The organism is Priestia sp. YIM B13491, from assembly GCF_042787605.1.
GTDB classification, from domain to species: Bacteria; Bacillota; Bacilli; order Bacillales; family Bacillaceae_H; genus Priestia; species Priestia megaterium_E.
Genome location: NZ_JBHZOR010000001.1, coordinates 300,179 through 324,097, shown reverse-complemented (window position 1 = coordinate 324,097; position 23,919 = coordinate 300,179). Strand labels below are relative to the sequence as shown.

Sequence of the window (23,919 nt, the reverse complement as noted above, 5' to 3'; positions counted from 1 at the left end):
CCTCTACTCGGCTTCTTTTTTTTGCGCAGAGAAAAAGATGCGCTCACTGTTTGAAGTAGGCTCACTCATTTTGAAATCTGCACTTACTTCTATATTTATAAAACCAGCTTCGCCCAGCCAAGATTGATAATGGTCAATCGACCAAGTGCGCTGAGCATGCACCTCATCAAAGCGATGATATGCATCCATTTCTTCATCATAAGCAAAAAACGTAATATCATGCTCTACGCGCATGTCTGTATCGTCATAGGTGCAATTCCAAATATATGACACGTCTTCATCAACGTAAGAAAAAGATTGATTTCCAAATACGTCCTTCATCTTGTGCACTGAATGAACATCAAATACAAAGAGCCCACCTGGTTTTAAGTGCTTATATACACGTTGAATGGTTTCTTGAACTTCTTTATCACTTTGCAAATAGTTCAAAGAATCACAAAAGATTACTACACAGTCGAACTCTTTCAATAACTCAAGTTCCGCCATGTTTTGCTGAAAAAGAGATAGCGTTACCCCTGCTTCTGCCGCCTTTTCCTGGGCTACCATAAGCATATCATCAGACAAATCAACGCCTACTACGGAGAAACCTTCTTGTGCAAATCGAACGGAGAGTTCCCCCGTGCCGCAGGCAAGGTCTAATATACTGTCAGGCTTTGTTTTCGCTTTTGCCACCTGCTGATTAAAAAATTCAGCCCAATCGTCATACGGAACGTCTGCCATTAGCTGATCATATACGTAGGCAAATTCTCCGTACCTGCTCATAGCTGTAGCTCTTCTGAACTTACAAATGGTGCATCTCCCCATAAGCGTTCTAAGTTATAATATCCGCGCTCATCTTTATGGAAAATGTGAACCACAACATCTCCAAGATCAACAAGAACCCACTTAGCCTGCTCAAATCCTTCTAAACGCTTCACAGAAATGCCTTGTTCGTGTGCTTTTTCTTTAATTTCACGAGCGATTGCCTGCACTTGTTTATCTGAGTTACCGTGACAAATAACAAAATAATCTGCCACAAGTGAGATTCCTTCCATATTTAACGCTACGATATCGATTGCTTTTTTATCGTCTGCTGCTTCTACAACAAGAGATAGCAATTCACGTTCAGTCATGTGTTTGACCTCCTAAGATTAAATCATTATATGTCATCATCGTATCGGGATAAACGGCCTGATGTTTAGTCATTAAAAAAGAAATGGTGTTTTTCAGTGATTGAATAAGTGCTGCATTTAAGTCCGTTTTAGCTAACTCCCGCACTTCATCAACACCTGGAAATCTCCTTCCGGGTTCAATGTAATCAGCAACGTACACAATTTTTTCAAGTAACGTCATGCCACGTCTTCCGGATGTATGGTAAGCAATTGCATCCAATACTTCCTTATCCGTAATCCCTACTTCATTTCTCACTAAAAACGCGCCTACTGGAGCATGCCATAATTCGGTATTGTATTCCAATAAAGAAGGGTTCATGTTTTGATCAATAATAATTTGCTTCATCTCTTCCTTTGGACGAAACTTGGCATAGTCATGAAAAATAGCAGCCAGTTCTGCTTTTTTTTCGTCTGCTTCAAAACGCTTAGCTAATTCAATTGCTGTTTCCATTACCCCGACAGTATGAATATAACGACGTTCTGTTAACTGTTTCTTTACGATTTCTAATGCCTCAGTTCGATTCATATAATTGATTCTCCTCGATATATTGTTTAACACCAGCAGGTATAAAATAACGAATGGTTTCTTTCTTTACTACTCGTTCGCGAATAAAGGAAGAGGAGACATCAAACTGCGGAACTTCTACTTCTTTTATCGGGTAAGGGGACGTAATGGTATACCCCGGGCGTTTTACACCTACAAATGTAACCAAATTGACTAATTCATCAATTTCATACCACTTCGGCAAATATTCTACCATATCAGCACCAATGATGAAATGAAACTGATACGTTGGATATTTCTCCGTTAGTATTCTCATCGTATCATATGTATATGAAGGCTCTTTGCGCTCAAATTCAATCGGCTGCAGGATAAATTGATCATGTTCTTCAATAGCTAGCTTTAGCATTTGTAAACGATGATATGGCTCAATAGGCTCTTTGATTGTTTTATGAGGTGGAATATACGACGGCATGAACCATATCTCATCTAATTTCAAGGCATGCAAAACCTCATTTGCCATCATTAAATGCCCCAAATGAGGCGGATTGAATGTTCCACCTAAAATTCCAATACTCTTCAACAATCCCCGACTCCTTTAATTTACTTCATTTTTAAATAGAGCGGGTTTCCCCGCTCTATTTCATTTCACTTTTGGAAGCATTAACTGCTTATTTTCGCGTGATTCTTTATATAATACAATTGTATTTCCAATCACTTGTACAAGCTCTGCTTTTGTTCCTTTTGTTAATCGAGCAGCAACCGTGTCACGATCTTCGTCACAGTTTTGCAGAATGCTTACTTTTAATAATTCTCTTGCTTCTAATGCATCAGCAATTTGACCAATCATATTCTCGTTGACTCCACCTTTTCCTACTTGGAAAATTGGATTTAAATGATGTGCTTTTGAACGTAAAAAACGTTTTTGTTTACCTGTTAACATAAAAACCTCCGTTGTATCTTATCTCTTAGTTAGTGTTGAAAGAACAATGTGTTCCATTGCCTCTTCGTCAGGACGGACGTTCGTCCACTTTTCAAATGCAAGTGCACCTTGCAGTACAAACATACCGACACCGTTATGAGTGCCTGCCCCTTTTGCTTCAGCCTCTTTTAAAAGCTTTGTTTTTAAAGGGTTGTAAATAATATCGCTGACTACGGCTTCTTTTTGCAAGAAAGTAAGTGCTAAAGGCAGCTCATCAACATTAGGATACATTCCCACTGAAGTGGTATTAATAATAATATCAAATGTATCTAATTGTTTTTCTGCATCAGAAATAGACATCGCCGCCGTTTTCGTCGAAAAAGGCAGCTCGTTAGCTAATACAGCTGCTTTTTCGACGGTACGATTGCATATCGCAATTACGTCGGGAGCATGCTGAGCTGCAATTGTATAAAAAATAGCTTTTGCAGCCCCTCCAGCTCCAATAATTAAAATTCTTTTTTGGGATAAGCTTCCTTCTACTGCTTTGAGTAAAGACGTCACATACCCCTCTCCGTCGGTATTGTATCCAATATAACGGCCATCTTGATTAACAACTGTATTTACAGCGCCAATTGCCTTTGCTAATGGATCGACTTCATCCAAATGCTTCATAATATCAACTTTATAAGGAATCGTGACATTAAATCCTTGAATGTTTTTATCTTTTAGCTCTCCAATGGCTGACTCAAAATGAACAGGTTCAATTGGAAAAGCTTCATAATGAGCATCCATATTCAGACGTTTAAAGGCATCATTTTGCATCAATGGCGATAGTGAATGCCCAAGCGGATAACCAACTAGCCCATATAATGTACTCAAGATTTTTTCCCCTTTTTGTTTAAATTAAAGAATCGCGCACAAATACGCCGACTCCTTTTGGTGCATGCGCCACAACTTTTGAACCTGACTCATTAACCGTCACCCAGCCAAGCCCTGAAAAAACAATATCCGTTTTTTCATTTTTCATTGTAAATTCATGTGCAACCAGTTCAGGAAACTCATCCATTTGCTCTGGGCGCGGCGGCTGAAGCAGTTCACCTGCTTGCTTTTCATACAACTCATCTGCTTTTTCAAGCTTCGTACGATGGATATGCAAATCGTTCGATACATAACATGTTAATGACTTGCGGCCTCCCTGTACATAATCTAAGCGCGCCAGTCCTCCAAAGTATAACGTTTGCCCTTCATTTAGCTGATAAACCTTCGGCTTTATTTCTTTTTTAGGAGAAATTAACTTTAAGTCTCGTTTATCTACATAGTGAGCCATTTGATGGTGATTAATAATACCAGGCGTATCATATAAAGACGCGCCGTTATCAAGCGGGATATCAATCATATCCAGCGTTGTACCCGGATATTGAGATGTAGTAATAATATCTTTTTCTCCCGTTACTTCTTTAATAATGGCATTAATAAATGTTGATTTACCAACGTTTGTACATCCCACAACATATACATCTTTACCTTCGCGATAATGTTCAATGGCTTCGGCAATTTCGCGAATTCCTTGTCCTTTTTGCGCGCTCATAAGGAACACATCCACTGATTTTAGCCCAAGCTCTTTCGCTTCTCGCTTCATCCAATGAATGAGTTTATTTTTCTTTATAGACTTTGGCAGTAAATCTGCTTTATTTCCCACTAAAAGAACCTTGTTATTTCCAACAAATCGATGCAAACCAGGTAACCAGCTGCCGTTAAAGTCAAAGATATCTACAACTTTTACAACCAAACCGTCCGTTTGACCAATTCCATTTAAGATTTTTAAAAAATCATCGTCTGTTAAGGAAACATCTTGTACTTCATTATAATGCTTCAAGCGAAAGCATCGCTGGCAAATAATAGCTTCTTTTTCTAGTGCTGATTTTGGAGCATAGCCAAGTTCATCCGGTCGTTCTGTTTGAATCTCCACTCCGCATCCTACGCACTGTAATTTTTCTTCACTCACGTTTTAATCCTCCCAGTTAATCATACCTTTTCGTTTCATCCAACCTAGAATTCTTCGTTCCATTTTACGGTTAAATTTCGTTACAAATCCATCTGTTTGCGCAACTGGTACAACCAAAACTGTATATACGCCGAGACGATTTCCTCCTAATACATCCGTTAAAAGCTGGTCGCCAATAACTACAACCTCATCTTTTTGCAGCTCCATATCACGAAGAGCTCTCCTAAATGCTTTACGCATCGGTTTGCGTGCTTTATATACAAATGGAAGTCCAACTGGATCTGAAAACAGCTTGACTCGTTTCTCCACATTATTCGATACAATCGTAATTTTAATTCCACTATCTTTCATTAACTGAAACCACTCAATTAATTCCGGAGTGGCATCAGGGCGATCCCATTCCACCAACGTGTTATCTAAGTCGGTAATAATTCCTTTTATTCCGCGCTCTTTCAAATCGTCTGGCTTAATTTGAAACACGTTTTTCACATGTTCATTTGGTAAAAAAAGTTTCAACACGTATCATGCACCTCGAATATATAGTTACATACTAAAATTAACGCCGTCTATCATTATAACGACTTCTTGTTATTTTCCAACCTAAAATTTTATTCTCTTCAAAAACAGGTCTTTTCTTAGTATAAAGGATATGCCTTGTGAATGCTTTAACTTTATACAGAAAGTTATTGACAAAAGGTAGCAAACCTCTATTTGTTCGTGGGCTTACGATATATTCACTCTCTGCAAACTTAAAATAAAAAATAGTGCAGAAAACGTTTATTACTTATCAAATAGGGTAAGTGGTAAACAAATTCTGTTAAAAGTTTTCGACAAAAAATGATAAGCCTAATTATGTGGATAAGTTTATACACATTATCCTCTGTTATAGTTCAGCAATTAATGGTAATTATAAACAACATACCCACATTTTATCCACCGAAAGCTGTGGATAACAGAACGATTGTTCCTTTATTTGATTCATGTTAGATTATAAATAAGGAATTTATTAGCATTTAAATATAACTTTTTAGGATATTTATTTTAGTAGGAGGTGGCGGCAATCTTATGAGAAAATTATCAGATGAGCTGCTTATTGAATCATACAGCAAAGCAACCGAACTGCAATTAAGCCCTGATTTTATAAAATTAATTGAAGAGGAAATTGAAAGAAGATCATTAAAGATTAACATACAAATTCCTTCTTAACGAATAAAAGAGCCTTCTTAATAAAAGAAAGCTGCATCTTCATTTATCTATCTACTCTTTTATTATATAGGCTCTATTTTTTCAAATGAGCAATTGGTTCTCCATACTTTACATAAGAACCTGAGTGAACGTTAGAATCAAAAGTGATTGAGTTCTTCTCAAATAATAAAATGACGGTCGAACCAAACGTGAAGTAAGCCATTTCTTCCCCTTTTTCGACTACTTCTTTTTTAGAAACCGCTTCAATGCTGTTGATAAACATGGCTCCTACTTTTACCATCAGCATGTGACCATTTTCAAACGTTAACTCCGTGAGCTTCCGGAAATTTTTCACCAGCGGTTCTTTCCCGTACTTGATTCCTAATGAATTTACTGGATAAGACTTTTGTCCAACGGTCCACGTATTCCCCACTTGGGCTTTAAGAGGACTGTGAATGCGATGATAGTCTTTCGGACTAAGATAGAGAATAATAAACTGTCCCTCTATATATTTTTCAAGAATGAGATCATTTGAAACCATTTCCTGTATAGAATAGGGTTTGTTTTTTACAATCATTTCTTTTTGAGGCGTAATGACTCCATATGCTTCTATCTTTGCATCTACAGGACTGACAACGCTGTCTTTCTGCTGATCGACCGGACGGGCAGAAGGATTCAAACGGCGAATAAATAGCTCGTGTAAGTTTTGATAGTGATGCAGAGGCTTGTCCATTTCTTCTTTATTTACTTTAAAAACTTTTGTATAGGAGGGTATAACAAACCGACTCCATTTAGAGAAAGTGAATTTTCGAATGAGCTTCGATGATCCTTGGTGATTCGTAAGCTCAATAAACGTTCGATACAGGTGCTGCAACAATAATTTTACCTCCACATACTGAATAGTTCTTTACTAGAATAAGGTTTGCGTCTACAATGAAATTACCATTATTTTTACCTTTAGTTCATTCCATCCTTTAAAGGAGTGAGGAAATTGTTTTTATTAGACTATCTAGATCATACAATTAAAAAGCTGAGATCCCAAGCGGCAAACTCCTTAACGATTGTTAATTTAAGTTTAGGAAGCTTTGCTATTTTATTTGTCATGAAAAATGAATTGAACTTAAGTTTATTACTAATTTTTTTAGCAGCGTTAGCAGACCGATTCGACGGCATGGTAGCCAGAAAGCTGCAAATTGAATCTGAACTTGGAAAACAACTGGACTCCATGTGCGATATTATATCATTTGGCATCGCTCCAGCTCTACTACTTTATCAAAGTATTTTGTCTCACTTTGGTGCTGCAGGTTCAATTGTTACCATCTGTTACATTGCTTGCGGAGCACTTCGTCTTGCCCGCTTTAACATCACAGAAAATACTGGGTATTTTACAGGGCTCCCTATTACTGCAGCAGGTTGTTTATTAACTCTTAGCTACTTGGGCGTCCCTTATTTGCCTTCACACTTTTATATGTTTTTAATTATCGTACTCGCTTGCTTGATGATTAGTACTTTCAAGCTAAAAAAAGTATAGAGCTCCATTTACTTTTACAGAGGAATATTATCATCTTGCTTCTTTTCTTAATTATAGAATAAATCATCTTCTTTAAGAAACAAAGCGAAAATTCCTTAAGAATTCTTAAAAATGAATGGTTCTATTCGGTAGGATATGTCATCTAAAAAAACTCATGCGCATGCATGAGTTTTTTTAATACCAGCAGCTAAAAAACCAATAGAAGCTTCCGAAAATTAATAACAGGACAAACAGAACAATCAACAATCCAAGTCCCCAGCCGAAGCCTCCTCCACATGGGTATGCTGGATAATTAGGATAACAGCAGCCTCCGTAACCGTACATACTCTCCCTCCTTACACTATGAACTACTACTAGCGTATGTACATACTTTTTCTCTGTATAGGCTGTTAACTATCTCTAAAGAAAAATCTGTGGACTTTTTCAAACTCTCTTGTCCCCGGGGGGAATTTTAAACGTACAGGCAAAGACATCCTTCTTTTTACATATAGTGTAATGTTAGTCTCTCACAGGTTGATATCCCCTTATGGAGGTGAAGAGATGTCTGCATTATTTACCGCACTAGGCTATTTCTTTAAAGAATTGGTTTTCCTTGTTTCCTACGTAAAAAACAATGCGTTTCCTCAACCCTTGTCTGCTGCTGAAGAAAAGAGATATTTATCTTTAATGGAACAAGGAGACCAAGAAGCGCGAAACCTTCTTATTGAACACAATCTCCGACTCGTTGCGCATATTGTTAAAAAGTTTGAAAATACGGGAGAGGATGCGGAGGATTTAATTTCAATTGGGACAATCGGTTTAATTAAAGCAATCGAAAGTTATTCGCAAGGAAAAGGAACAAAATTAGCTACTTACGCCGCACGCTGTATTGAAAATGAAATATTGATGCACTTGCGAGCGCTCAAAAAAACAAAAAAAGATGTGTCGCTGCATGATCCAATTGGCCAGGATAAAGAAGGAAATGAAATCAGTTTGATTGATGTATTAAAATCAGAATCAGACGATGTAATTGATATGATTCAACTAAATATGGAATTAGAAAAAATAAAAGAATACATCGATATCCTCGATGATCGAGAAAAGGAAGTAATTGTTGGCCGCTTCGGTTTGGATCTGCAGGATGAAAAAACCCAGCGAGAAATTGCAAAGGAATTAAATATTTCAAGAAGTTACGTTTCGCGAATTGAAAAGCGAGCGCTGATGAAAATGTTTCACGAATTTTACAGAGCCGAAAAAGAGAAAAAAAAGAGCGGAAAGAAGGATAATTAATCCTTCTTTCTGCTCTTTTTTAAAATAGTTTCCAAATAATAATCCGTAGCAAACACATCATTACTCCCCCTACTAATCATTTAGGTGGAATCTTTCTCCACAAGCAGCCATACAACGATATATCCTTTTTGATTAATCATCATTCATCCACTCCTTTCCACTGTTCAAATTAGAAATGACGATAAAACTCATACTTGCGGTCTTTTATTTCTTCTTCTAATTGTCTTACATACTGTTCATGCTTAATTTCTTCCTCTGAGTATTGACGGGACTTTATGGTAATAGTTAAAAAGAAAATGTTCAGTGTCATTACAATCACCTCCTTATACACAAAAAAGCCACAGTAATGCATAAGCATCCTGTGGCTGAAAAATAATAAAAACCACAGGGATACTATTCGCACCTGTGGTGAATTAACGTGTTTTAATGATCAAGGTAAGAAAGTTACTTGATACAGGAACACGGCCGAATAGTATACGTATATAGACGATTTTTGGACATAGCTGAAGCTGGATGATCCATAACTGATAAACGTCTTAACATATGACTCGACCTCCTTTTAATAAAGTATTTTCCTTACAATGGTAATTATATCCACGGACTCACAAAAAGTAAACTGTTTTTTTGAAAAATAGGGAATTTTTTTATTTTTTTAACCCTCATAAAAAAAAGACGATGTATGATCGCCTTTTTATATCTATTATTCTTTTTCTTTCATTAGTTCTTTTTTCAGTTTTTTAGTTTGATAACTAAAATAAAAGGCAAGGGCGGCAAAAAGAATAACGATCGCTTCCATTATTCCAAGCTGCATATCACTTTTTTCACCTTGGCCAATCATAACACCAATGTACAAGAATGTACTTACGGCTAGAAGGACGTAAATAAAGCGGCTGTAATCTTCAATTTTTGCTTTGATGTGTTGAGCTTTCATACAATCACCTTCTCAGTAGAATGTTATAACTCTACTTTATCATAGATCTATAGGTCTACGAAAATCCTATTTTTACCACCCTTATTTCAATGCCTCTTCTAAGTCTTCAATTAAATCTTCTACATCTTCAAGACCTACAGAAATACGAATTAATCCCTCTGTAATTCCTAGCTCTTTACGTCGGTCGCTCGGTATAGAAGCGTGAGTCATTTTGGCAGGAATGGAAATGAGGCTTTCAATGGCTCCTAAACTTTCTGCTAATGTAAAGTACTTCACTTTGCTCAGTACTTGTTCCGCTTTTTCTTCGCTTCCCACATCAAAAGAAACCATTCCCCCAAAACCTCTTGCCTGCTTTTTAGCAATGAGGTGGTTTGGATGGGTTTTTAATCCTGGATAATATACTTTTGTAACAGCAGGATGAGCAAGTAAAAATTCTACTATTTTCCCAGTGTTGAATTCATGTTCTTCCATTCGTATTCCTAATGTTTTAACCCCTCTCATTAAAAGCCAAGAATCTTGGGGTCCTAAAATGCCTCCAGTCGCATTTTGAATAAAATGAAGGTCTTCTGCCAATTTAGGCGAATTCACAACGGCTAGCCCTGCTACAACGTCACTGTGACCGCCTAGATACTTAGTTGCACTGTGCAGAACAATATCCGCTCCTTTTTCGATAGGGTTTTGCCAATACGGGGTACTGAATGTGTTATCAACGATGGTAAGTAAATGATGCTGTTTAGCTAATGAAGAAGCCTGCTGCAAGTCAGTTATTTTTAGGAGAGGATTTGTGGGAGTCTCGATATAAATAGCTTTTGTGTTGGGGCGAATTTCTTTCTTAATATTTTCGATGTCGCTTGTATCAATAAAACTAGCTTCAATGCCAATACGGCTCAGTACTTTTGTAATCACTCTGTACGTTCCTCCGTATACGTCATCTGTAATTAACACATGATCTCCGCTGTTAAACAGCATGAATACAGCAGTAGTAGCTGCCATACCAGATCCAAACGCAAACCCAGCATACCCTCCTTCAATTTCTTTAATAAGTTCTTCTAAGGCGTGTCGTGTAGGGTTACCGGTTCTCGAATATTCGTATCCCGTATGTTTTCCAGCTCCCTCTTGTTTGTAAGTGCTCACTTGATAAATAGGAACAGAGACAGCACCCGTCTGTTCATCGCCAACAATTCCGCCATGAATCAACTGTGTTTTACGTTTCATCTTATCTTCCTCCACCGTAAATATTTTTACTTAAGTACCGTTCGCTGCTATCGGGAAAAATGGTAACAATATGAGCGCCTTTTTCGGCATTTTTTGCTTCGAGCAGGGCTGCTTCGAAGGCTGCTCCTGAAGAACTTCCTACTAGTAAACCTTCTTTTAAAGCCAGCTCTTTTACTCTTTGAAAAGCACAAACATCTTCAACAGTATGAATAGCATTAAAATAAGACCGCTCCATATAATCAGGGATGAACTCCATTCCAATTCCTTCAGTTAAGTGAGGGCCGGATCTCCCTCCGTTTAAAATCGAACCTTCTGGCTCAACAATGACTGTTTTTAGAAAAGGATTTTTTTCTTTCAAAAATTTTGCTGTCCCCATAAATGTTCCACCCGTACCTGCTCCAGCTACAAACACGTCGATTTTTCCATCAAGCTGTTCATATATTTCTGGTCCTAAGGTTTTGTAATAAGTCATAGGATTGGCCGGATTAGCAAATTGCTGAGGACAATAAGAATCAGGTATTTCACGCAGCAGCTCTTGAGCCTTGTTTATAGCACCTTTCATACCAGCTTCAGTAGGCGTTTGAACCACCGTTGCCCCCAAAGCCTTCATAAGCTGCTGTTTTTCAATACTGAATTTTTCTGGAACACATAGTATAACGTTTATTTCGTGCTGAAGAGCAGCTAAAGCCAGCCCAATCCCCGTATTCCCAGCAGTAGGCTCAACCACCGTTCCGCCTCGCTTCAGTCTTCCAGAGCTAAGAGCTTCTTGCAGCAGTTCTTTTCCTAAGCGATCTTTTACACTTCCTCCTGGATTAACATATTCCAGTTTAGCAAATATCCTGATTTCTCTGGGTAAATCAAATTGTGTAATCTCAATCATAGGTGTGTTTCCAATCAATTCATGAACGTTTTTGGTTACCTTCATAATCTTGAACACCTCGCTATCGAATAATATAACTTAACCTATAAATAAAGTCGGAATTAAATAAAAATATAGTCTACACCCCATGTTATGACAAACGATGCAGAGTGTAGACGAAAACAAACTCTATATTTTACGAACAGCTTATTTTAATTTTGTAATAAAATTCAATACTAATTTCGTTGAGTTAACAGCCGCTTTTTCTAAAAATTGCTCAAAAGAAACATTTGATTCTTTGCCGGCGATGTCAGAAAGAGCACGAAGAATAACAAACGGTACGCCAAATTGATAGCATACTTGAGCGACAGCCGCTGCTTCCATTTCGGCTGCATACAGGTCTGGAAACTTAGAGCGAACAAACTCTACGCGCACAGGATCGTTCATGAACGAATCTCCTGTAGCAATTAGTCCTTTTACAATTTTCATATCCGTTACTTCAAGAGCGCTTTCTTCAGCAAGATGAACTAGTTTATCATCTGCTTTAAAAGCTGCAGGCAAGTTTGGCACTTGACCGTATTCATAGTTGAATACCGTTACATCTACATCATGATGACGAACTTCTGTTGAAATAACCGCATCCCCTACGTTTAACTCTGGATGGAAGCCGCCTGCTGATCCTGTGTTAATAACGTAATCAGGTTTGAACTTCTCTAGTAAGATGGCTGTAGATAACGCAGCATTTACTTTTCCAATACCTGATTTTAATAATACAACCTCCACACCGCTGATTGTTCCTGTTGAGTATTCACATCCTGCGATTACTGTTTCTTGACGATTCTCAATTTTATCGCGTAAAATCGTCACTTCTTCTTCCATTGCTCCAATGATTGCTACTTTCATTTTAAAACCTCTTTCTACTATTGTTTCGTTGCCTCCAATACCCACACAAAGTGATTAAATTGTGTAAAGGTTATGTGAAAACCATTGCTTTCAAAGATTTGCTTTAAGACGGGAATCGTTGTATAGTATTCCCTCTCTAGATCTTCTGCTAGTTGCGTATATCCTTTTTGTTTTGCCTGAACAATGGTATCAGCAAATGAATCCGCTGTTTCAAACATTGTATCAGCAAACACTATTTTACCACCGGTTTGAAGTAACTTTCCATAGTTTATCACAGCTTCTTCTTTTTCTTTATCTGTTAAATGATGAAAAGCATACGTACTAACTAAGCTCTCTGCTGGAAACAATGATGTATCAAATTGTAAAAAGTCTCCTGGTGTGACTAAAACATCTGCCCCTAATTTCTGGTGTGCCAATTGTCTCATTGGTACTGAAGGTTCAATTCCTACTACAGTCAGTTCTTTTTCTAACAGTTTTTTTGTTAGATTTCCAGTCCCTGTTCCAAATTCTATCACATGCCCTATTGAACGGTCTGCTACATATTCTAAGATTTCATTATAATTGCGAAACACTTCTCTATACTGTTCATCTTTCCCGCTTACCGATGCATCATACTCATTCGCCCACTTTTCAAAGATATCTAAAAACTCTAGCCCCATAAAAAACGCCTCCTCATAACTAATAATTCTTATGGATATAGTATGTTTTTAGCTATCGTTTGTTCTTCATTTACAAATATTTCAAGCTTTTAACTTTCTATTTGCTATACTATAGTAATGAGGTAAGGAGGTCGTAAGATGAACTTTGAATTTGAAATGATTGAAGATAAAATAGAATTTTTTGAAGCGCCTGATGTTAAAGTGCTTGAAAAACAAATTGCTGAAAAAATTGATCAAAATAAAGCGATATTGCTTGAGGTGCACAGCGTATCTCATCAAATGTCTGTGGACTATGAACAAGGTAAAAAACTGTACTCTGCAGTTGTTCATTTCAAAATAAAAAAGCAGCGCTAGCGCGCTGCTTTTTTATTGAAGCTTATCCACTACCGCGGGCTTCCAGCCTTCTCCATCTACCCATTCAATTTGAACGCGGTATTTTGTTGAGGAGTTGCCTTTAGGACTAACCGTAGCTACGGCTTTACCTACGCCACCGTTATTCCCTAAACGCCATACGGTCATATTGCTTGGACTAATGCCTGACCCTTCGCCTACAGCTTTTAGCATTTCGTTCCAATCCGTTGATCCTTTTTTATATGTTGCTGCAGGTGCATCTTGTGATGTACCTACTGAATCCCATGAAGGATCTACCTTGCGTTCTGCCACGCCAGGCTCTGGATTTTTCTCTACTTCAGCCTGGGAATCTGAGTCGTTTGATTCTTCATCTGTTGCTTGATCATCTTCAGAGCTTTGGTCATCTTCGGAACTTTGATCGTCCGTTGCTTGATCATCTGTCGCTTGATCCTCTTTCGAAGAATCATCGTCTTTTTTAGCCGTCTTGTCCGTTTTTTGGTCATTTGTTTGCGGATTGTTTTGAGTTGTTTCCGCTTGGTTATCCGATTTATCCTTGTTTCCAAGAATCATCGTACCACCGACAAATACAATTAAAACTGCTACGACAGCAATTAACAGATTATATAATCGGTTTACTTTTTTTTCTTTGTTTTCGTGTCTTGAAGAACGATTGTTATTCATTGCTACAATTTCCTCCAACTTTTATAATGCTTTATTCTAACATGTGTTTTCTTATACATGAAGCATCAAAATTTATTTGAAGTATATTTGTAATATTTTTTACAAATTCTTCTTATTTTAACGTGTATTTAAGTCATACATCCCTTTAACAATATCATAAAATACGCTGTTTGTGGGAGATATCGCACTTTTTGTATTTAAATCCACTACTACCATTGCATATTTTGGATTATCTGCAGGAAAGTAACCCGCAAACCATTTATTGACGATATCGTCTTTCACATTGATTTCAGCAGTTCCTGACTTTCCTGCCACTTCATAAGGAAGCGTTTGAAATCTTCTTCCTGTTCCTTTTTCGCTCTGTACGACACCTTTTAAAAGCTGCTGCATAGAAGCAGCTGTGGCTTTATTAATGGTATCTCCTTTTAACTCATGCTCTTTAAATGTATACAATGACGTATTGTTTTTATACTCTAGCGCATCTACAGCTTTTACCTGTTTCTTTTCTCCTCCGCGTGCAATTGACGCCATCATATTTGCTACTGCAAGCGGAGTCACTTTTACATCAAGCTGTCCAATTGCCGTTTGCCCTACAGCATTTGGTACTTTTTTTTCTCTTGCATTTGTCCATATTCTTCCCGATTTTTCTCCTAAAAACTGCTTAAAATGTTCAAAGTGAAACACATCACCCGTCCATCCTACAGGCTGAATAAGTCCTAACTTATCAGCATATTGTTCAAGGATATTCGGATTAGATATTATCATTTCTTTTGCTAGCTGGGCAAACGTTGCATTACAACTTTGCGCGAAGCTTTCTTCAAACGTCAGCTGCCCTTTTTGATGATCTTCTTCTACATTATTGCCATAAATACTTTTATCGCAGTTATAGGTCAAAGAAGGCTGAATTTTATTTTGTTCAAGCGCTGCAGCTGCTGTTACGGTTTTAAATATAGATCCAGGAGTTTGTGGCGTCAGCAAACGATTTTCTACGCTGTCTGAACCGTTTTGCTTTTTAAATGGATCTTTCTTATTAATCGAAGGCCTGCTGGCCATCGCAATTACTTTATTGCTTTTTATATCAATTAAGACGGCTCCTCCGTCTTTTAACTTATAATGATTTAATGTATTCTCCACTAGCTCCTGAGCAGACAAATCAAGCGTCGTACGCACACTGACTGGATAATATGGGTTAGCTGTACCCGTGTACTTTACATCGATGCCAAACATAGGCCCACCTAGGCGATCAACATGATAAAGGAGCTTAGACTCCTGTTCAGGCAGTAAAAACTCGTCAAAAGCCCTCTGCATCCCTGAGATACCTACAGGCGTAGTTGATTTAATTGCTCCATTTTTCAATTTGTCACTATACTTCTCTTCAATTATTTGTTTGCTTTGTGCCTCTAGTCCGATTAAATGTTCAGCAAGAGGAACTGGACGCTCATCTTTTAGAGGAATTCCAAATACGCCAGGCACCTTTAATGCATTTATTTTTTCGACTTGTGCATGGGATAACTCTTTTGTAATAACAACCGGTGTTTTAGCATTCGCTAGTCTATTCGTTAGTTCCTTTGGTTGCATTCCCACGATTTCACTTACTTGCTGAACAGGCCACTTCATTTTTTCTAAAAATGGAAACAAGACTAAGCGATTGTGCGTGATAGATGTTAAAGACTGTCCATTTTTATCTTCAAATTTCCCTCGCCCGTCATCTACCACCATTTCCTGCGTACGCTGTTTTACGCTTCCTTCAATTAAGTTAATCTTTTTGTCAGTAAAAGATTCTGTGCTGACAAGCTGAAGTTGAACAAGCCGTGCTCCCAGTCCACTAATTAATAATAAAATAAAAATAAGAGTAATATAAATTCGCTTGTGAATTATTTTCATGACTACACCTCACTCTTTACAAGTGTCGACGTTGCCATTACTTTTAAAACCATTATCTTAAGAAATATTCATTCTTTTTTTCATTTCACAAAAAAACTTGCTGATTCAGCAAGTTTTTATTATTAATTTTCTGTTAAAAATTGTTGAGTTGTTCTTAGCTTTCCTATTTTCGGAAAGATGTAAGAAAGAGTTGCTTCATGCTCTTCTTTTGTAAATGTCGCCATGGCATCCGTGATAAAAATTTGGTTATACCCATACTGAAATGCTTCACGAGCTGTGCTTTCCACACCAATATTTGTTGCAATTCCGCAAAGGACAATTGTATCAATTCCTCTTCGGCGAAGCTGAAGGTCTAAATCTGTCCCAAAAAAGGCTCCCCACTGACGTTTTGTCACAATGTAATCATTCTCTTGAACATTAAGTCTTGGATCGAATTCCGCCCAGTCTGCAGGTCTTTCTTGAGGAGCAGATGGCTTTTGATCCGTTTCTGGCGTCAACGCATCTTTTCCATCTTGAAAATCTACTCGTACAAAACTAATAAATCCATTTTGTTCGCGGAAACGATTCACAAGCTGAACAGATTTCTCCACAATTTCGTCTCCTCCAATTGGAACAATCCCTTTTTGTAAATCAATTAAAACAAGCGCTGTTTTAGTAAAATCGATATCTTTCATCTTCATCTTTCCTTTCTTACATATCTTTTCTATTCTCTCCGTTTTTTAAAATCATATAAAAAAAGCTGACGCGTGTCAGCTTTTTTACTTACGAGCATTCAGTAGAACGCTTCCAACCAGATGTTTTACTTAACAGATACAATTTTCACTGACATATCTCCACCAGGAGTTTGAACAGTTACTTGATCTCCAATTTGTTTGCCCATTAGACTTTTAGCAATTGGCGAATCATTTGAAATTTTCCCTTCAAACGGATCTGCTTCTGCACTACCTACAATTGTATACGTTTCTTCGTCACCATCTGGCAACTCTACAAATGTTACAGATTTACCTAATGATACAATAGAAGAATTTTCTACATCTTCTTCAATAATTTTCGCATTGCGAATCATATTTTCAAGCGTTGTAATACGGCCTTCTACGAAAGCCTGCTCGTCTTTTGCAGAATCGTACTCAGAGTTCTCCGATAAATCTCCAAAACTGCGGGCAATTTTGATACGCTCTACAACTTCTTTACGTTTTACTGTTTTTAAATATTCTAGCTCTTGCTCTAGCTTTAGCTTTCCTTCTTCTGTCATTGGAAATACTTTTTCTTGTGCCATAATCCCTTCACTCCTTCTTGAACTCAAAATCTCTAGTGTATACAGTCCATTTCTGTATGTACAAAAAATTTTCCACTCTGTGGAAAAATCAGTTAATAGAGAAATGACAGCTTCAAAACAGAAGCTGCTCGTTTCTCTATTCTTTATAATGTTTGTGTTTAGTTAGCAGAATATGTCTGCATTGTCTTCAAAAAAATTCCTGCATCTATGCTATGTTATTATAAAATGGCATTTTGTTCAAGAATTGTTTGAATTTTAGTGACCATCAAGTCAATCGCTACGTGGTTTTGACCGCCTTCAGGAATGATAATATCTGCATAGCGTTTTGTTGGTTCAACAAACTGATTATGCATCGGGCGAACGACAGATACGTATTGATCAACAACTGACTCAAGCGTACGCTCTCGTTCTTTAATATCACGAAGCATACGACGAATGATACGAAGATCCGCATCTGTATCTACGTATAGCTTGATATCCATTAAATTACGCAAGCGCTGATCTTCTAGTACAAGAATACCTTCTAAGATAATAACATCTTTTGGTTCTTCTCTAATTACCTTCTCAGAACGCGTATGAATTGCATAATCATATACCGGTTTGTCAATGCTCTCATAATTTAATAAGTTTTGCAAGTGTTCAATCAGCAAATCATTATCAAATGCTAAAGGATGATCGTAGTTTGTTTGCAAACGCTGTTCAAACGGTACATCGCTTTGATCTTTATAATAATAGTCTTGCTCAAGAAGCATAATAGAATGCCCTTTAAAATATTCATAAATAGCTTTGGTTACAGTTGTTTTACCAGAACCGGATCCACCAGCGATACCGATTACAACGGGCTTTTTCCCCATTTTATATTTAAATCCCCTTTCGCATCATGTTATATGAAAATAGAGGTTGATCCACTTTAAATTTCACAATTTGCAGCGGATGACGCGCAGCATCTAGTTCATTGCCATCTTCGTCCCAAATTTTATCTATTTTTTGCGTAAAGTTTTTAATTTCCGGACCGAAAAATTCCACTTCTTCTCCCGGTTTAAAATAGTTACGCTGTTGCAATGTCACGATGCTTGTTTCTTCATCATAGTTCAATACTAAACCAGCAAAATCAAATTTTGTTTTCTTGCCGTGTACGCCAAACATTTGCTCATCCACTCCAGGAACTCCTTCAAAAAAGGCAGGAGCCGTATCGCGGTTTGCACATTTGTCTAGCTCATCAAGCCATTCTTTTTGAATCACAAAATTCTCAGGATCTGCACAGTATGCGTCAATCACCTTGCGATATACGCTCACCACTGTTGCGATATAGTGAATCGACTTCATACGTCCTTCAATTTTTAAGCTATCAATACCCAGCTCAATCATTTGAGGGATAGATTGAATTAAATTTAAGTCTTTTGGACTCATTGCAAACGGATCGTCTTGCTCATCAAATAAAGCCGTTTCCGTTTTACCGTCTTCTACTTTAAATAAATCATAGTCCCAACGGCATGATTGACAGCAGCCTCCGCGATTTGAATCTCGCGCTGTCATATGATTACTTAGCACACAGCGGCCTGAATAAGCAATACACATCGCTCCGTGAATAAAAGCTTCAATTTCAATATCCACTTTTTCTTTCATTTCGCGCATTTCTTCAGCACCCGTTTCACGAGCAAGTACAACACGTTCTAATCCTTCTTCTTTCCAGAACTGAACGGCTTTCCAGTTTGAAAGTGATTGCTGCGTACTTAAATGTACTTCAAGCTTAGGTGCAACGCGTCGACAGGTTTCGATAATTAACGGATCAGCTACGATGATTCCAGAAACACCAGCGCGCTCTAATCCCATTAAATAATCTTCAAGTCCGTCCATATTTTCATTATGAGCAAAAATGTTTGTTGTAACATAAATACGTGCGCCGTATTTGTTTGCAAACTGAACACCTTCTGCCATTTCTTCAAATGTAAAGTTATCTGCATTTGAACGAAGGCCAAACTCTTTTCCTCCGATAAACACAGCATCTGCTCCATAGTGTACGGCAACTTTTAATTTTTCAAGGTTACCGGCTGGAGCTAACAACTCAGGCTTCTTAGTAATAACTCGTTTACCTTCTACTACAGTATCGATTTGAACAGCCATCGTTTGTACCTCCTTTGTTTATCTTTCTTTGCAAGCTTTTTAATATACCGTTTCTTTAAAGAAAAACCCTGTGTCTAACGGGCGGTTAATTGGCTGCAAGCTTTCAATTTCTTCTAACAAATCGTCTTTAACATTTTCGTATTCTTCACGGTCATCTACACATAAATCAATCGCTTGACGATATTTTTTTGTTACTTCTAAAATATATTGCGGTGACTTTAACACGCCGTCAATTTTGAATACATCTACTTCAGCGTCAATCATCTCGGAAAGCTCATCGATAATGCACATATCATTTGGACTCATAATGTGCGTTCCATTTTCATCTTCGAAAATTGGATACTTATTGTTTCGCTCATTATCAAGTAAAAACATATCTTTTTCTACTTTACGATTTTCAATTTCCATGACTTTTCCTTGATACTCAAAGTAGTTGCCAAGAAGTGAACGTTTTGATTGGAACATACACGTCATGCCATGCACCTGAACTTCAATTTCTACCTCGGCTTTTTCTTTGATATCAATGATGCTATCCATGCTTAGCTCACGAGCAAGAACTGCACGCTTAGCTCCTTTACGCCCCCAGTAGTTACATGAATACCAGTTTGTTCCCGTTGTCTCAGTACTCCAGTGCATCTTCATTTCTGGAGCTGTTTCACGCACTGCCATCAATACAGCAGGATCTCCAAAAACAATTGCATCCACGCTTGCTTCTTTTAAGAATAAAATATATTCATTTAGTTCGGCGATTTTATCATTGTGAAATAATCCGTTCATCGCTACGTAGACTTTTGCATTATGCTGATGAGAAATATTTACAGCTTCTACGATATCTTCACGTTTGAATTCACCTGCTAAACGCAAACCGTAGCGCTGTTCACCAACCATAATAGCTGTTGCTCCAGCTTGTAGTAATGATTCGATTTCTGAAACTGCAGTTGGTGTCACTAATAGTTCTGGTTTTTTCATTCTTGGTCACCTCTTTTAATACTAATCGCGATTCCGTCTCCAATAGGGAGAATAGTTGTATAATAATCGGGATGATTCATCAGCCACGTATTGTATGCCTGAATTTTTTTAATTAAGCTGCGGCGTCGACGTGTTTCTACTTCGGCTAAATCGGTCGCTACGTGACCTTTAAATAGTACGTTATCCGAAATAATCATTCCTTTAGAAGATAGCATCGGCTCATAATGTTCAAAAAAACGCTGATACTGACCTTTAGCTGCATCAATAAACACTGCATCATAAGGACCATGACGTTCAATCTCATCTCTAAGCTCTAGTGCATCTCCAAACAACGACACAATTTTATCTTGTTTTCCCGCCCGTTCAATAAATTCTTGCGCTTTTTGGTAACGCTCTTCATTTCGTTCTACCGTAACCACTCGTGCCTCTGGAAGCGCATGGGTCATTCGAATAGACGAATATGCAATCGCTGTTCCAATTTCTAATATATGTTTTGGCTGATGAAGACGAAGAATTTGCAATAGCGTTTCAACACCAATCAATTCCATAATCGGAACGTGATGTTCTTTTGCATAAGCTTCCATTTCTTCAATAAGCTCCTGGCGCTTAGGAATAAGCTTTTCCACATACTGCTCTACGTTTTGTAAAAGCAAAACACTTCCTCCGTTCTCAGAAGTACATTTTACATTATGTTTTCATAACGTTTTATTACTGCAAAATAGTAAGACAACTAGTCTATTATAAGTTTTTTTCGTTTTTACGTAAACCCGATATATTTTAACATAAAAGATGGGGAATGCGAAGTATCGCGATTCCCCAATTTTAAATTTCCACTTATTTTTCGGTATTTTGCTTTTCTTTACCTGTAATATGCTTGGCTTTTTCTTTGTTATGTTCTTCTAAGGTTTTGGTGAAAATAACTTTTCCTTCAGGTGTGGCCAAGAAGTATAAATAATCTGTATTGGCTGGATGTAACGCAGCTTTGATTGACATCAAACCAGAGCTGGCAATTGGTCCTGGAGGCAACCCTTTTACTTTATACGTATTGTAAGGAGAGTCCACTTCTAAATGCTTATAGAACACGCGGTCTTTATGCTCTCCTAAGGCATATAAGACGGTTGGATCCGTTTGAAGAGGCATATTTTTTTCAAGGCGATTATAAAAGACGCTGGCAATTTTTTCTCGGTCGACTTTTGCAGTTGCTTCCTCTTCAATCAGAGAAGACATTGTTAACAATTTATGTGCACTGAATTTTTTCTTCTCCATTTGCCCACTGTACTGACCTAATACATTATTTGTTTTCCCTACCATTTTATCCAATATTTCATCTAACGACACATTTTTATCATAAAAATCATACGTAACGGGATATAAATAACCTTCTAGCGGATGTTTAATATCTTTTTGCATCACTTCATCCGTTACTAAATCTGGATATTTTTCTTTCATTTTATTGACGAATGCCTTATCGTCTAGCTTTTTCATGACTTCGTCTTTTGTAAACTTTGTATTTTTAGCAATGATATCAGCAATTTCCACAAGCTGGCGTCCTTCTGGAATGGTGACACGAATATCAGGTTGTTTTGAAACCTGGCCTTTTTCCATTTTTTCAACCATTTCCCCTAAACTCATGGAAGGAGAAAATAAATACGTTCCAGCTTGAAATCCAGACACATGGGTTAATTTTACGTAATAGCGAAATGCACTTTTGCTTTTAATTAAATCTTCTTTTTTCAATACCGTACCAATCGATTGGACGGAAGAACCTTGTGGAATGGTCACATTTACTTTTTTATTGCTGTTTCGATCCACGGGCGTTAAGCGGGATTGAGCATAGAAAAATGCACCGCCAACTAGTAAAAGAAGTACGATAATTGTAATAAAAATAACTCGTTTTTTTCTTGAACGATTAGGTGGTAAAAATGTTTGTTGCGACAAGCAGCTTCCTGGTTAAATCTACTTCTGTAAAAGAAGATACAACCAGTTTCACCTCTTTTCTTCTTGATTTTTTATAAGTATAAACAGAGAGGAGACATGAGATTGCGATTCATTCGTATCGCCTATAGGTGTGAGATGGTATCGCTTCCTTAAACTCTCGCCTCTTCTAAAATTTTTCCATGATTTATGTTATTGTCTGCCCAAAGTCTAGTTTCATCCGTTCAAACAATGAATTCTTTTATTAAAATGCACTCTCACACGCAGGAATTATTATACTACAATTTATCTTATTTTTCGTCATTATCATACAATCTGCCCTAAGAATGCAAGGAAAAACCTTTTTATATCTAAAAAGAACAGCCGCTATGTAAAAAAAAGCTGATAACGATTGTCATCAGCTTTTTCACTATAATTATTCGCCTTCTTCGTCAAGGAATGTATTAACCATTTCCTCAACCATGTCCCACTCTTCTTCTGTTTCAATCGGTTGAAGCTCACCGTCTTGACCATCTTCACTTGGTGTGAAAGCAGATGCATGAATTTCAATTTCCTCTTCATCATCTTGATCTGCTCCGATTGGATAGTAAATTACATATGATTTGTTATATTGATCAGAATCAAATGTGAATAAAATTTCGCATAGCTGCTCATTTCCATTCTCATCGACGATTGTAATTTTATTTTCTTCTACGCTCATGTTTGCACCTCATTTTATATTGTAAGCTCTTAGCTTAACTTTTTCTTCAGCGAAAAGCAAGCCGTTCAGTTATTTCACTTCCCTTTTACGTACAAAAGAATATGCAAAAGGGAAATTCATAACTTTTCAGCTGAGGCAAAGCCTGCTGCTTTTCTTACTGCTTGCTGTCTAAGTATCCTTGAAGAATCATAACAGCTGCCATTTTATCGATTACTTTTTTGCGTTTCTTACGGCTTACATCGGCAGACAGCAGTACTCGCTCTGCTGCCATCGTCGACAAGCGCTCGTCCCACATCATCGTTTCAATGTTAAGTTTTTCTTTGACGTTGTCAGCAAACTCAATGCATGCTTCGCCTCGAGGGCCAATCGTACCATTCATATTTTTAGGAAGACCCACTACGATTTTCTCTACGGAATATTCGTCAATTAGCTGCTGTAAACGAGGATATGATTGCTCCATCTGCTCATCTGCAATTTTAATTGTTTCAATTCCTTGCGCTGTCCATCCCATTTCATCACTAACTGCCACACCAATTGTTTTGGTTCCTACATCTAATCCTAATACGCGCATTTATGAATCCTTTCGATGCTGTTGTAAATAAGATTTAACAAGTTCTTCAATGAGCTCGTCTCGCTCTAACTGGCGAATTGTATTTCTCGCATCGTTATGACGAGGAATGTAAGCAGGGTCTCCTGATAACAAATACCCAACGATTTGGTTGATTGGGTTGTAGCCTTTTTCTTGCAGTGCGTCATAAACCGTAAACAATACTTCATGTACGTTTGTTTCAGCTGGCTCATCTTGAAAATTAAATTGCATGGTTTTATCAAATGAACTCACGGTCCCACCTCACTCTCTTAATTTGT

32 protein-coding genes are annotated in these 23,919 nt (G+C 37.5%); 4 read left to right on the top strand and 28 right to left on the bottom strand.

The genetic code is table 11. The features are described 5' to 3' along the window. Positions 1-3 precede the first annotated feature (3 nt). From ACFX4E_RS01610 to ACFX4E_RS01575, 8 genes are read right to left on the bottom strand one after another with little or no spacing between them, the layout of a single operon-like run. On the bottom strand, positions 4-762 hold the full coding sequence (locus ACFX4E_RS01610) for a class I SAM-dependent DNA methyltransferase (protein ID WP_028410611.1): 759 nt from the start codon (positions 760-762) through the stop codon (positions 4-6). Then, on the bottom strand, positions 759-1,112 hold the full coding sequence (rsfS, locus tag ACFX4E_RS01605; RefSeq protein ID WP_013085071.1) for a ribosome silencing factor: 354 nt from the start codon (positions 1,110-1,112) through the stop codon (positions 759-761). The genes ACFX4E_RS01610 and rsfS overlap by 4 nt, the downstream gene beginning before the upstream one ends. Further along, on the bottom strand, positions 1,105-1,677 hold the full coding sequence (gene yqeK / locus ACFX4E_RS01600) for a bis(5'-nucleosyl)-tetraphosphatase (symmetrical) YqeK (protein ID WP_377238338.1): 573 nt from the start codon (positions 1,675-1,677) through the stop codon (positions 1,105-1,107). The genes rsfS and yqeK overlap by 8 nt, the downstream gene beginning before the upstream one ends. After that, positions 1,664-2,236, bottom strand: a complete 573-nt coding sequence (locus tag ACFX4E_RS01595) for a nicotinate-nucleotide adenylyltransferase (RefSeq protein WP_028410609.1) — start codon at positions 2,234-2,236, stop codon at positions 1,664-1,666. The genes yqeK and ACFX4E_RS01595 overlap by 14 nt, the downstream gene beginning before the upstream one ends. 60 nt (positions 2,237-2,296) lie before the next feature. Next, complete coding sequence (gene yhbY, locus ACFX4E_RS01590; RefSeq protein ID WP_013059260.1) at positions 2,297-2,596, bottom strand: ribosome assembly RNA-binding protein YhbY; 300 nt, start codon at positions 2,594-2,596, stop codon at positions 2,297-2,299. An 18-nt stretch (positions 2,597-2,614) separates the two neighbouring features. Further along, positions 2,615-3,454, bottom strand: a complete 840-nt coding sequence (aroE, locus tag ACFX4E_RS01585; protein WP_028410608.1) for a shikimate dehydrogenase — start codon at positions 3,452-3,454, stop codon at positions 2,615-2,617. A 19-nt stretch (positions 3,455-3,473) separates the two neighbouring features. Further along, a complete protein-coding gene (yqeH, locus tag ACFX4E_RS01580; protein WP_377238337.1) occupies positions 3,474-4,580 on the bottom strand; it encodes a ribosome biogenesis GTPase YqeH in 1,107 nt (368 codons plus the stop codon). 3 nt (positions 4,581-4,583) lie between these two features. After that, positions 4,584-5,096: a YqeG family HAD IIIA-type phosphatase gene (locus ACFX4E_RS01575; protein ID WP_013059263.1), complete on the bottom strand. Its 513-nt coding sequence runs from the start codon at positions 5,094-5,096 to the stop codon at positions 4,584-4,586. Positions 5,097-5,645: 549 nt separating this feature from the next. Here ACFX4E_RS01575 and ACFX4E_RS01570 point away from each other — a divergent pair. Continuing rightward, positions 5,646-5,786, top strand: a complete 141-nt coding sequence (locus ACFX4E_RS01570) for a sporulation histidine kinase inhibitor Sda (RefSeq protein ID WP_028410607.1) — start codon at positions 5,646-5,648, stop codon at positions 5,784-5,786. Positions 5,787-5,859: 73 nt separating this feature from the next. On the opposite strand, the gene ACFX4E_RS01565 is transcribed toward ACFX4E_RS01570, so the two are convergent. Then, positions 5,860-6,642, bottom strand: a complete 783-nt coding sequence (locus ACFX4E_RS01565) for a phosphatidylserine decarboxylase (protein WP_028410606.1) — start codon at positions 6,640-6,642, stop codon at positions 5,860-5,862. A 114-nt stretch (positions 6,643-6,756) separates the two neighbouring features. On the opposite strand from ACFX4E_RS01565, the gene pssA reads away from it, so the two are divergent. Continuing rightward, entirely contained in the window at positions 6,757-7,296 is a 540-nt protein-coding gene (gene pssA / locus ACFX4E_RS01560; RefSeq protein WP_013059266.1) for a CDP-diacylglycerol--serine O-phosphatidyltransferase, read from the top strand. Positions 7,297-7,470: 174 nt separating this feature from the next. Here pssA and ACFX4E_RS01555 read toward each other — a convergent pair whose 3' ends face one another. After that, the gene (locus tag ACFX4E_RS01555; protein WP_013085077.1) at positions 7,471-7,620 is read right to left on the bottom strand and encodes a hypothetical protein; all 150 of its coding nucleotides are present in this window, start codon (positions 7,618-7,620) and stop codon (positions 7,471-7,473) included. A gap of 216 nt (positions 7,621-7,836) precedes the next feature. On the opposite strand from ACFX4E_RS01555, the gene sigK reads away from it, so the two are divergent. After that, the gene (gene sigK / locus ACFX4E_RS01550; RefSeq protein ID WP_028410605.1) at positions 7,837-8,565 is read left to right on the top strand and encodes an RNA polymerase sporulation sigma factor SigK; all 729 of its coding nucleotides are present in this window, start codon (positions 7,837-7,839) and stop codon (positions 8,563-8,565) included. Positions 8,566-8,734: 169 nt separating this feature from the next. Here the strand turns inward: sigK and ACFX4E_RS01545 are convergent, their stop codons facing one another. From ACFX4E_RS01545 to ACFX4E_RS01520, 6 genes are all read right to left on the bottom strand, one after another. Continuing rightward, on the bottom strand, positions 8,735-8,875 hold the full coding sequence (locus ACFX4E_RS01545) for a YrzI family small protein (RefSeq protein WP_014458165.1): 141 nt from the start codon (positions 8,873-8,875) through the stop codon (positions 8,735-8,737). A gap of 390 nt (positions 8,876-9,265) precedes the next feature. After that, positions 9,266-9,496, bottom strand: coding sequence for a YrhC family protein (locus ACFX4E_RS01540; protein ID WP_013059270.1), 231 nt, complete (start codon positions 9,494-9,496; stop codon positions 9,266-9,268). An 81-nt stretch (positions 9,497-9,577) separates the two neighbouring features. Further along, the gene (locus tag ACFX4E_RS01535) at positions 9,578-10,711 is read right to left on the bottom strand and encodes a bifunctional cystathionine gamma-lyase/homocysteine desulfhydrase (RefSeq protein WP_098333378.1); all 1,134 of its coding nucleotides are present in this window, start codon (positions 10,709-10,711) and stop codon (positions 9,578-9,580) included. Position 10,712: 1 nt separating this feature from the next. Beyond that, positions 10,713-11,636, bottom strand: coding sequence for a PLP-dependent cysteine synthase family protein (locus ACFX4E_RS01530; RefSeq protein ID WP_028410603.1), 924 nt, complete (start codon positions 11,634-11,636; stop codon positions 10,713-10,715). Between the two features lie 141 nt (positions 11,637-11,777). Then, the gene (gene mtnN / locus ACFX4E_RS01525; RefSeq protein ID WP_028410602.1) at positions 11,778-12,473 is read right to left on the bottom strand and encodes a 5'-methylthioadenosine/S-adenosylhomocysteine nucleosidase; all 696 of its coding nucleotides are present in this window, start codon (positions 12,471-12,473) and stop codon (positions 11,778-11,780) included. Positions 12,474-12,490: 17 nt separating this feature from the next. After that, positions 12,491-13,132 (bottom strand): class I SAM-dependent methyltransferase, encoded by a 642-nt coding sequence (locus tag ACFX4E_RS01520; protein ID WP_013059274.1) that lies wholly within the window; start codon positions 13,130-13,132, stop codon positions 12,491-12,493. Positions 13,133-13,270: 138 nt separating this feature from the next. Between ACFX4E_RS01520 and ACFX4E_RS01515 the strand changes: the two genes are divergently transcribed. Then, entirely contained in the window at positions 13,271-13,486 is a 216-nt protein-coding gene (locus tag ACFX4E_RS01515) for a YrzA family protein (protein ID WP_014458162.1), read from the top strand. A gap of 12 nt (positions 13,487-13,498) precedes the next feature. On the opposite strand, the gene ACFX4E_RS01510 is transcribed toward ACFX4E_RS01515, so the two are convergent. The 12 genes from ACFX4E_RS01510 to ACFX4E_RS01455 all read right to left on the bottom strand — a co-directional run bounded on the left by ACFX4E_RS01510 (position 13,499) and on the right by ACFX4E_RS01455 (position 23,893). Next, a complete protein-coding gene (locus tag ACFX4E_RS01510; protein ID WP_028410600.1) occupies positions 13,499-14,164 on the bottom strand; it encodes a YrrS family protein in 666 nt (221 codons plus the stop codon). 117 nt (positions 14,165-14,281) lie between these two features. Next, positions 14,282-16,048 (bottom strand): peptidoglycan D,D-transpeptidase FtsI family protein, encoded by a 1,767-nt coding sequence (locus ACFX4E_RS01505; RefSeq protein ID WP_060745435.1) that lies wholly within the window; start codon positions 16,046-16,048, stop codon positions 14,282-14,284. Positions 16,049-16,170: 122 nt separating this feature from the next. Beyond that, a complete protein-coding gene (locus tag ACFX4E_RS01500) occupies positions 16,171-16,728 on the bottom strand; it encodes an isochorismatase family protein (protein WP_028410598.1) in 558 nt (185 codons plus the stop codon). Between the two features lie 119 nt (positions 16,729-16,847). Further along, positions 16,848-17,324 carry a transcription elongation factor GreA gene (greA, locus tag ACFX4E_RS01495; protein WP_013059279.1) on the bottom strand — a complete coding sequence of 159 codons (477 nt, stop codon included), beginning with the start codon at positions 17,322-17,324 and terminating at the stop codon, positions 16,848-16,850. A gap of 218 nt (positions 17,325-17,542) precedes the next feature. Continuing rightward, entirely contained in the window at positions 17,543-18,178 is a 636-nt protein-coding gene (gene udk, locus ACFX4E_RS01490; RefSeq protein WP_013059280.1) for a uridine kinase, read from the bottom strand. 7 nt (positions 18,179-18,185) lie between these two features. Continuing rightward, a complete protein-coding gene (locus ACFX4E_RS01485) occupies positions 18,186-19,448 on the bottom strand; it encodes a peptidase U32 family protein (RefSeq protein WP_013059281.1) in 1,263 nt (420 codons plus the stop codon). A 39-nt stretch (positions 19,449-19,487) separates the two neighbouring features. Continuing rightward, the gene (locus ACFX4E_RS01480; RefSeq protein WP_028410597.1) at positions 19,488-20,417 is read right to left on the bottom strand and encodes a peptidase U32 family protein; all 930 of its coding nucleotides are present in this window, start codon (positions 20,415-20,417) and stop codon (positions 19,488-19,490) included. Further along, complete coding sequence (locus ACFX4E_RS01475) at positions 20,414-21,070, bottom strand: O-methyltransferase (protein ID WP_013059283.1); 657 nt, start codon at positions 21,068-21,070, stop codon at positions 20,414-20,416. The genes ACFX4E_RS01480 and ACFX4E_RS01475 overlap by 4 nt, the downstream gene beginning before the upstream one ends. Positions 21,071-21,251: 181 nt before the next feature. Continuing rightward, positions 21,252-22,355, bottom strand: coding sequence for an endolytic transglycosylase MltG (gene mltG, locus ACFX4E_RS01470; RefSeq protein WP_028410595.1), 1,104 nt, complete (start codon positions 22,353-22,355; stop codon positions 21,252-21,254). Positions 22,356-22,767: 412 nt separating this feature from the next. Beyond that, positions 22,768-23,052, bottom strand: a complete 285-nt coding sequence (locus ACFX4E_RS01465) for a DUF1292 domain-containing protein (RefSeq protein ID WP_013059285.1) — start codon at positions 23,050-23,052, stop codon at positions 22,768-22,770. Positions 23,053-23,206: 154 nt separating this feature from the next. After that, positions 23,207-23,623 (bottom strand): Holliday junction resolvase RuvX, encoded by a 417-nt coding sequence (ruvX, locus tag ACFX4E_RS01460; RefSeq protein ID WP_013059286.1) that lies wholly within the window; start codon positions 23,621-23,623, stop codon positions 23,207-23,209. Further along, a complete protein-coding gene (locus tag ACFX4E_RS01455; RefSeq protein ID WP_013059287.1) occupies positions 23,624-23,893 on the bottom strand; it encodes an IreB family regulatory phosphoprotein in 270 nt (89 codons plus the stop codon). It lies immediately after the preceding gene. Positions 23,894-23,919: the final 26 nt, after the last annotated feature.

Coding starts and splice junctions, on each gene's coding strand:
- ACFX4E_RS01515 (WP_014458162.1), top strand. CDS start 13,271: ATGAACTTTGAATTTGAAATGATTGAAGATAAAATAGAATTTTTTGAA.
- greA (WP_013059279.1), bottom strand. CDS start 17,324: ATGGCACAAGAAAAAGTATTTCCAATGACAGAAGAAGGAAAGCTAAAG.
- ACFX4E_RS01465 (WP_013059285.1), bottom strand. CDS start 23,052: ATGAGCGTAGAAGAAAATAAAATTACAATCGTCGATGAGAATGGAAAT.
- yhbY (WP_013059260.1), bottom strand. CDS start 2,596: ATGTTAACAGGTAAACAAAAACGTTTTTTACGTTCAAAAGCACATCAT.
- ACFX4E_RS01480 (WP_028410597.1), bottom strand. CDS start 20,417: ATGAAAAAACCAGAACTATTAGTGACACCAACTGCAGTTTCAGAAATC.
- ACFX4E_RS01535 (WP_098333378.1), bottom strand. CDS start 10,711: ATGAAACGTAAAACACAGTTGATTCATGGCGGAATTGTTGGCGATGAA.
- ruvX (WP_013059286.1), bottom strand. CDS start 23,623: ATGCGCGTATTAGGATTAGATGTAGGAACCAAAACAATTGGTGTGGCA.
- ACFX4E_RS01570 (WP_028410607.1), top strand. CDS start 5,646: ATGAGAAAATTATCAGATGAGCTGCTTATTGAATCATACAGCAAAGCA.
- ACFX4E_RS01510 (WP_028410600.1), bottom strand. CDS start 14,164: ATGAATAACAATCGTTCTTCAAGACACGAAAACAAAGAAAAAAAAGTA.
- mtnN (WP_028410602.1), bottom strand. CDS start 12,473: ATGAAAGTAGCAATCATTGGAGCAATGGAAGAAGAAGTGACGATTTTA.
- ACFX4E_RS01520 (WP_013059274.1), bottom strand. CDS start 13,132: ATGGGGCTAGAGTTTTTAGATATCTTTGAAAAGTGGGCGAATGAGTAT.
- ACFX4E_RS01530 (WP_028410603.1), bottom strand. CDS start 11,636: ATGAAGGTAACCAAAAACGTTCATGAATTGATTGGAAACACACCTATG.
- ACFX4E_RS01540 (WP_013059270.1), bottom strand. CDS start 9,496: ATGAAAGCTCAACACATCAAAGCAAAAATTGAAGATTACAGCCGCTTT.
- yqeK (WP_377238338.1), bottom strand. CDS start 1,677: ATGAATCGAACTGAGGCATTAGAAATCGTAAAGAAACAGTTAACAGAA.
- ACFX4E_RS01545 (WP_014458165.1), bottom strand. CDS start 8,875: ATGACACTGAACATTTTCTTTTTAACTATTACCATAAAGTCCCGTCAA.
- udk (WP_013059280.1), bottom strand. CDS start 18,178: ATGGGGAAAAAGCCCGTTGTAATCGGTATCGCTGGTGGATCCGGTTCT.
- ACFX4E_RS01555 (WP_013085077.1), bottom strand. CDS start 7,620: ATGTACGGTTACGGAGGCTGCTGTTATCCTAATTATCCAGCATACCCA.
- sigK (WP_028410605.1), top strand. CDS start 7,837: ATGTCTGCATTATTTACCGCACTAGGCTATTTCTTTAAAGAATTGGTT.
- rsfS (WP_013085071.1), bottom strand. CDS start 1,112: ATGACTGAACGTGAATTGCTATCTCTTGTTGTAGAAGCAGCAGACGAT.
- ACFX4E_RS01485 (WP_013059281.1), bottom strand. CDS start 19,448: ATGGCTGTTCAAATCGATACTGTAGTAGAAGGTAAACGAGTTATTACT.
- ACFX4E_RS01610 (WP_028410611.1), bottom strand. CDS start 762: ATGAGCAGGTACGGAGAATTTGCCTACGTATATGATCAGCTAATGGCA.
- ACFX4E_RS01500 (WP_028410598.1), bottom strand. CDS start 16,728: ATGAAGATGAAAGATATCGATTTTACTAAAACAGCGCTTGTTTTAATT.
- ACFX4E_RS01505 (WP_060745435.1), bottom strand. CDS start 16,048: ATGAAAATAATTCACAAGCGAATTTATATTACTCTTATTTTTATTTTA.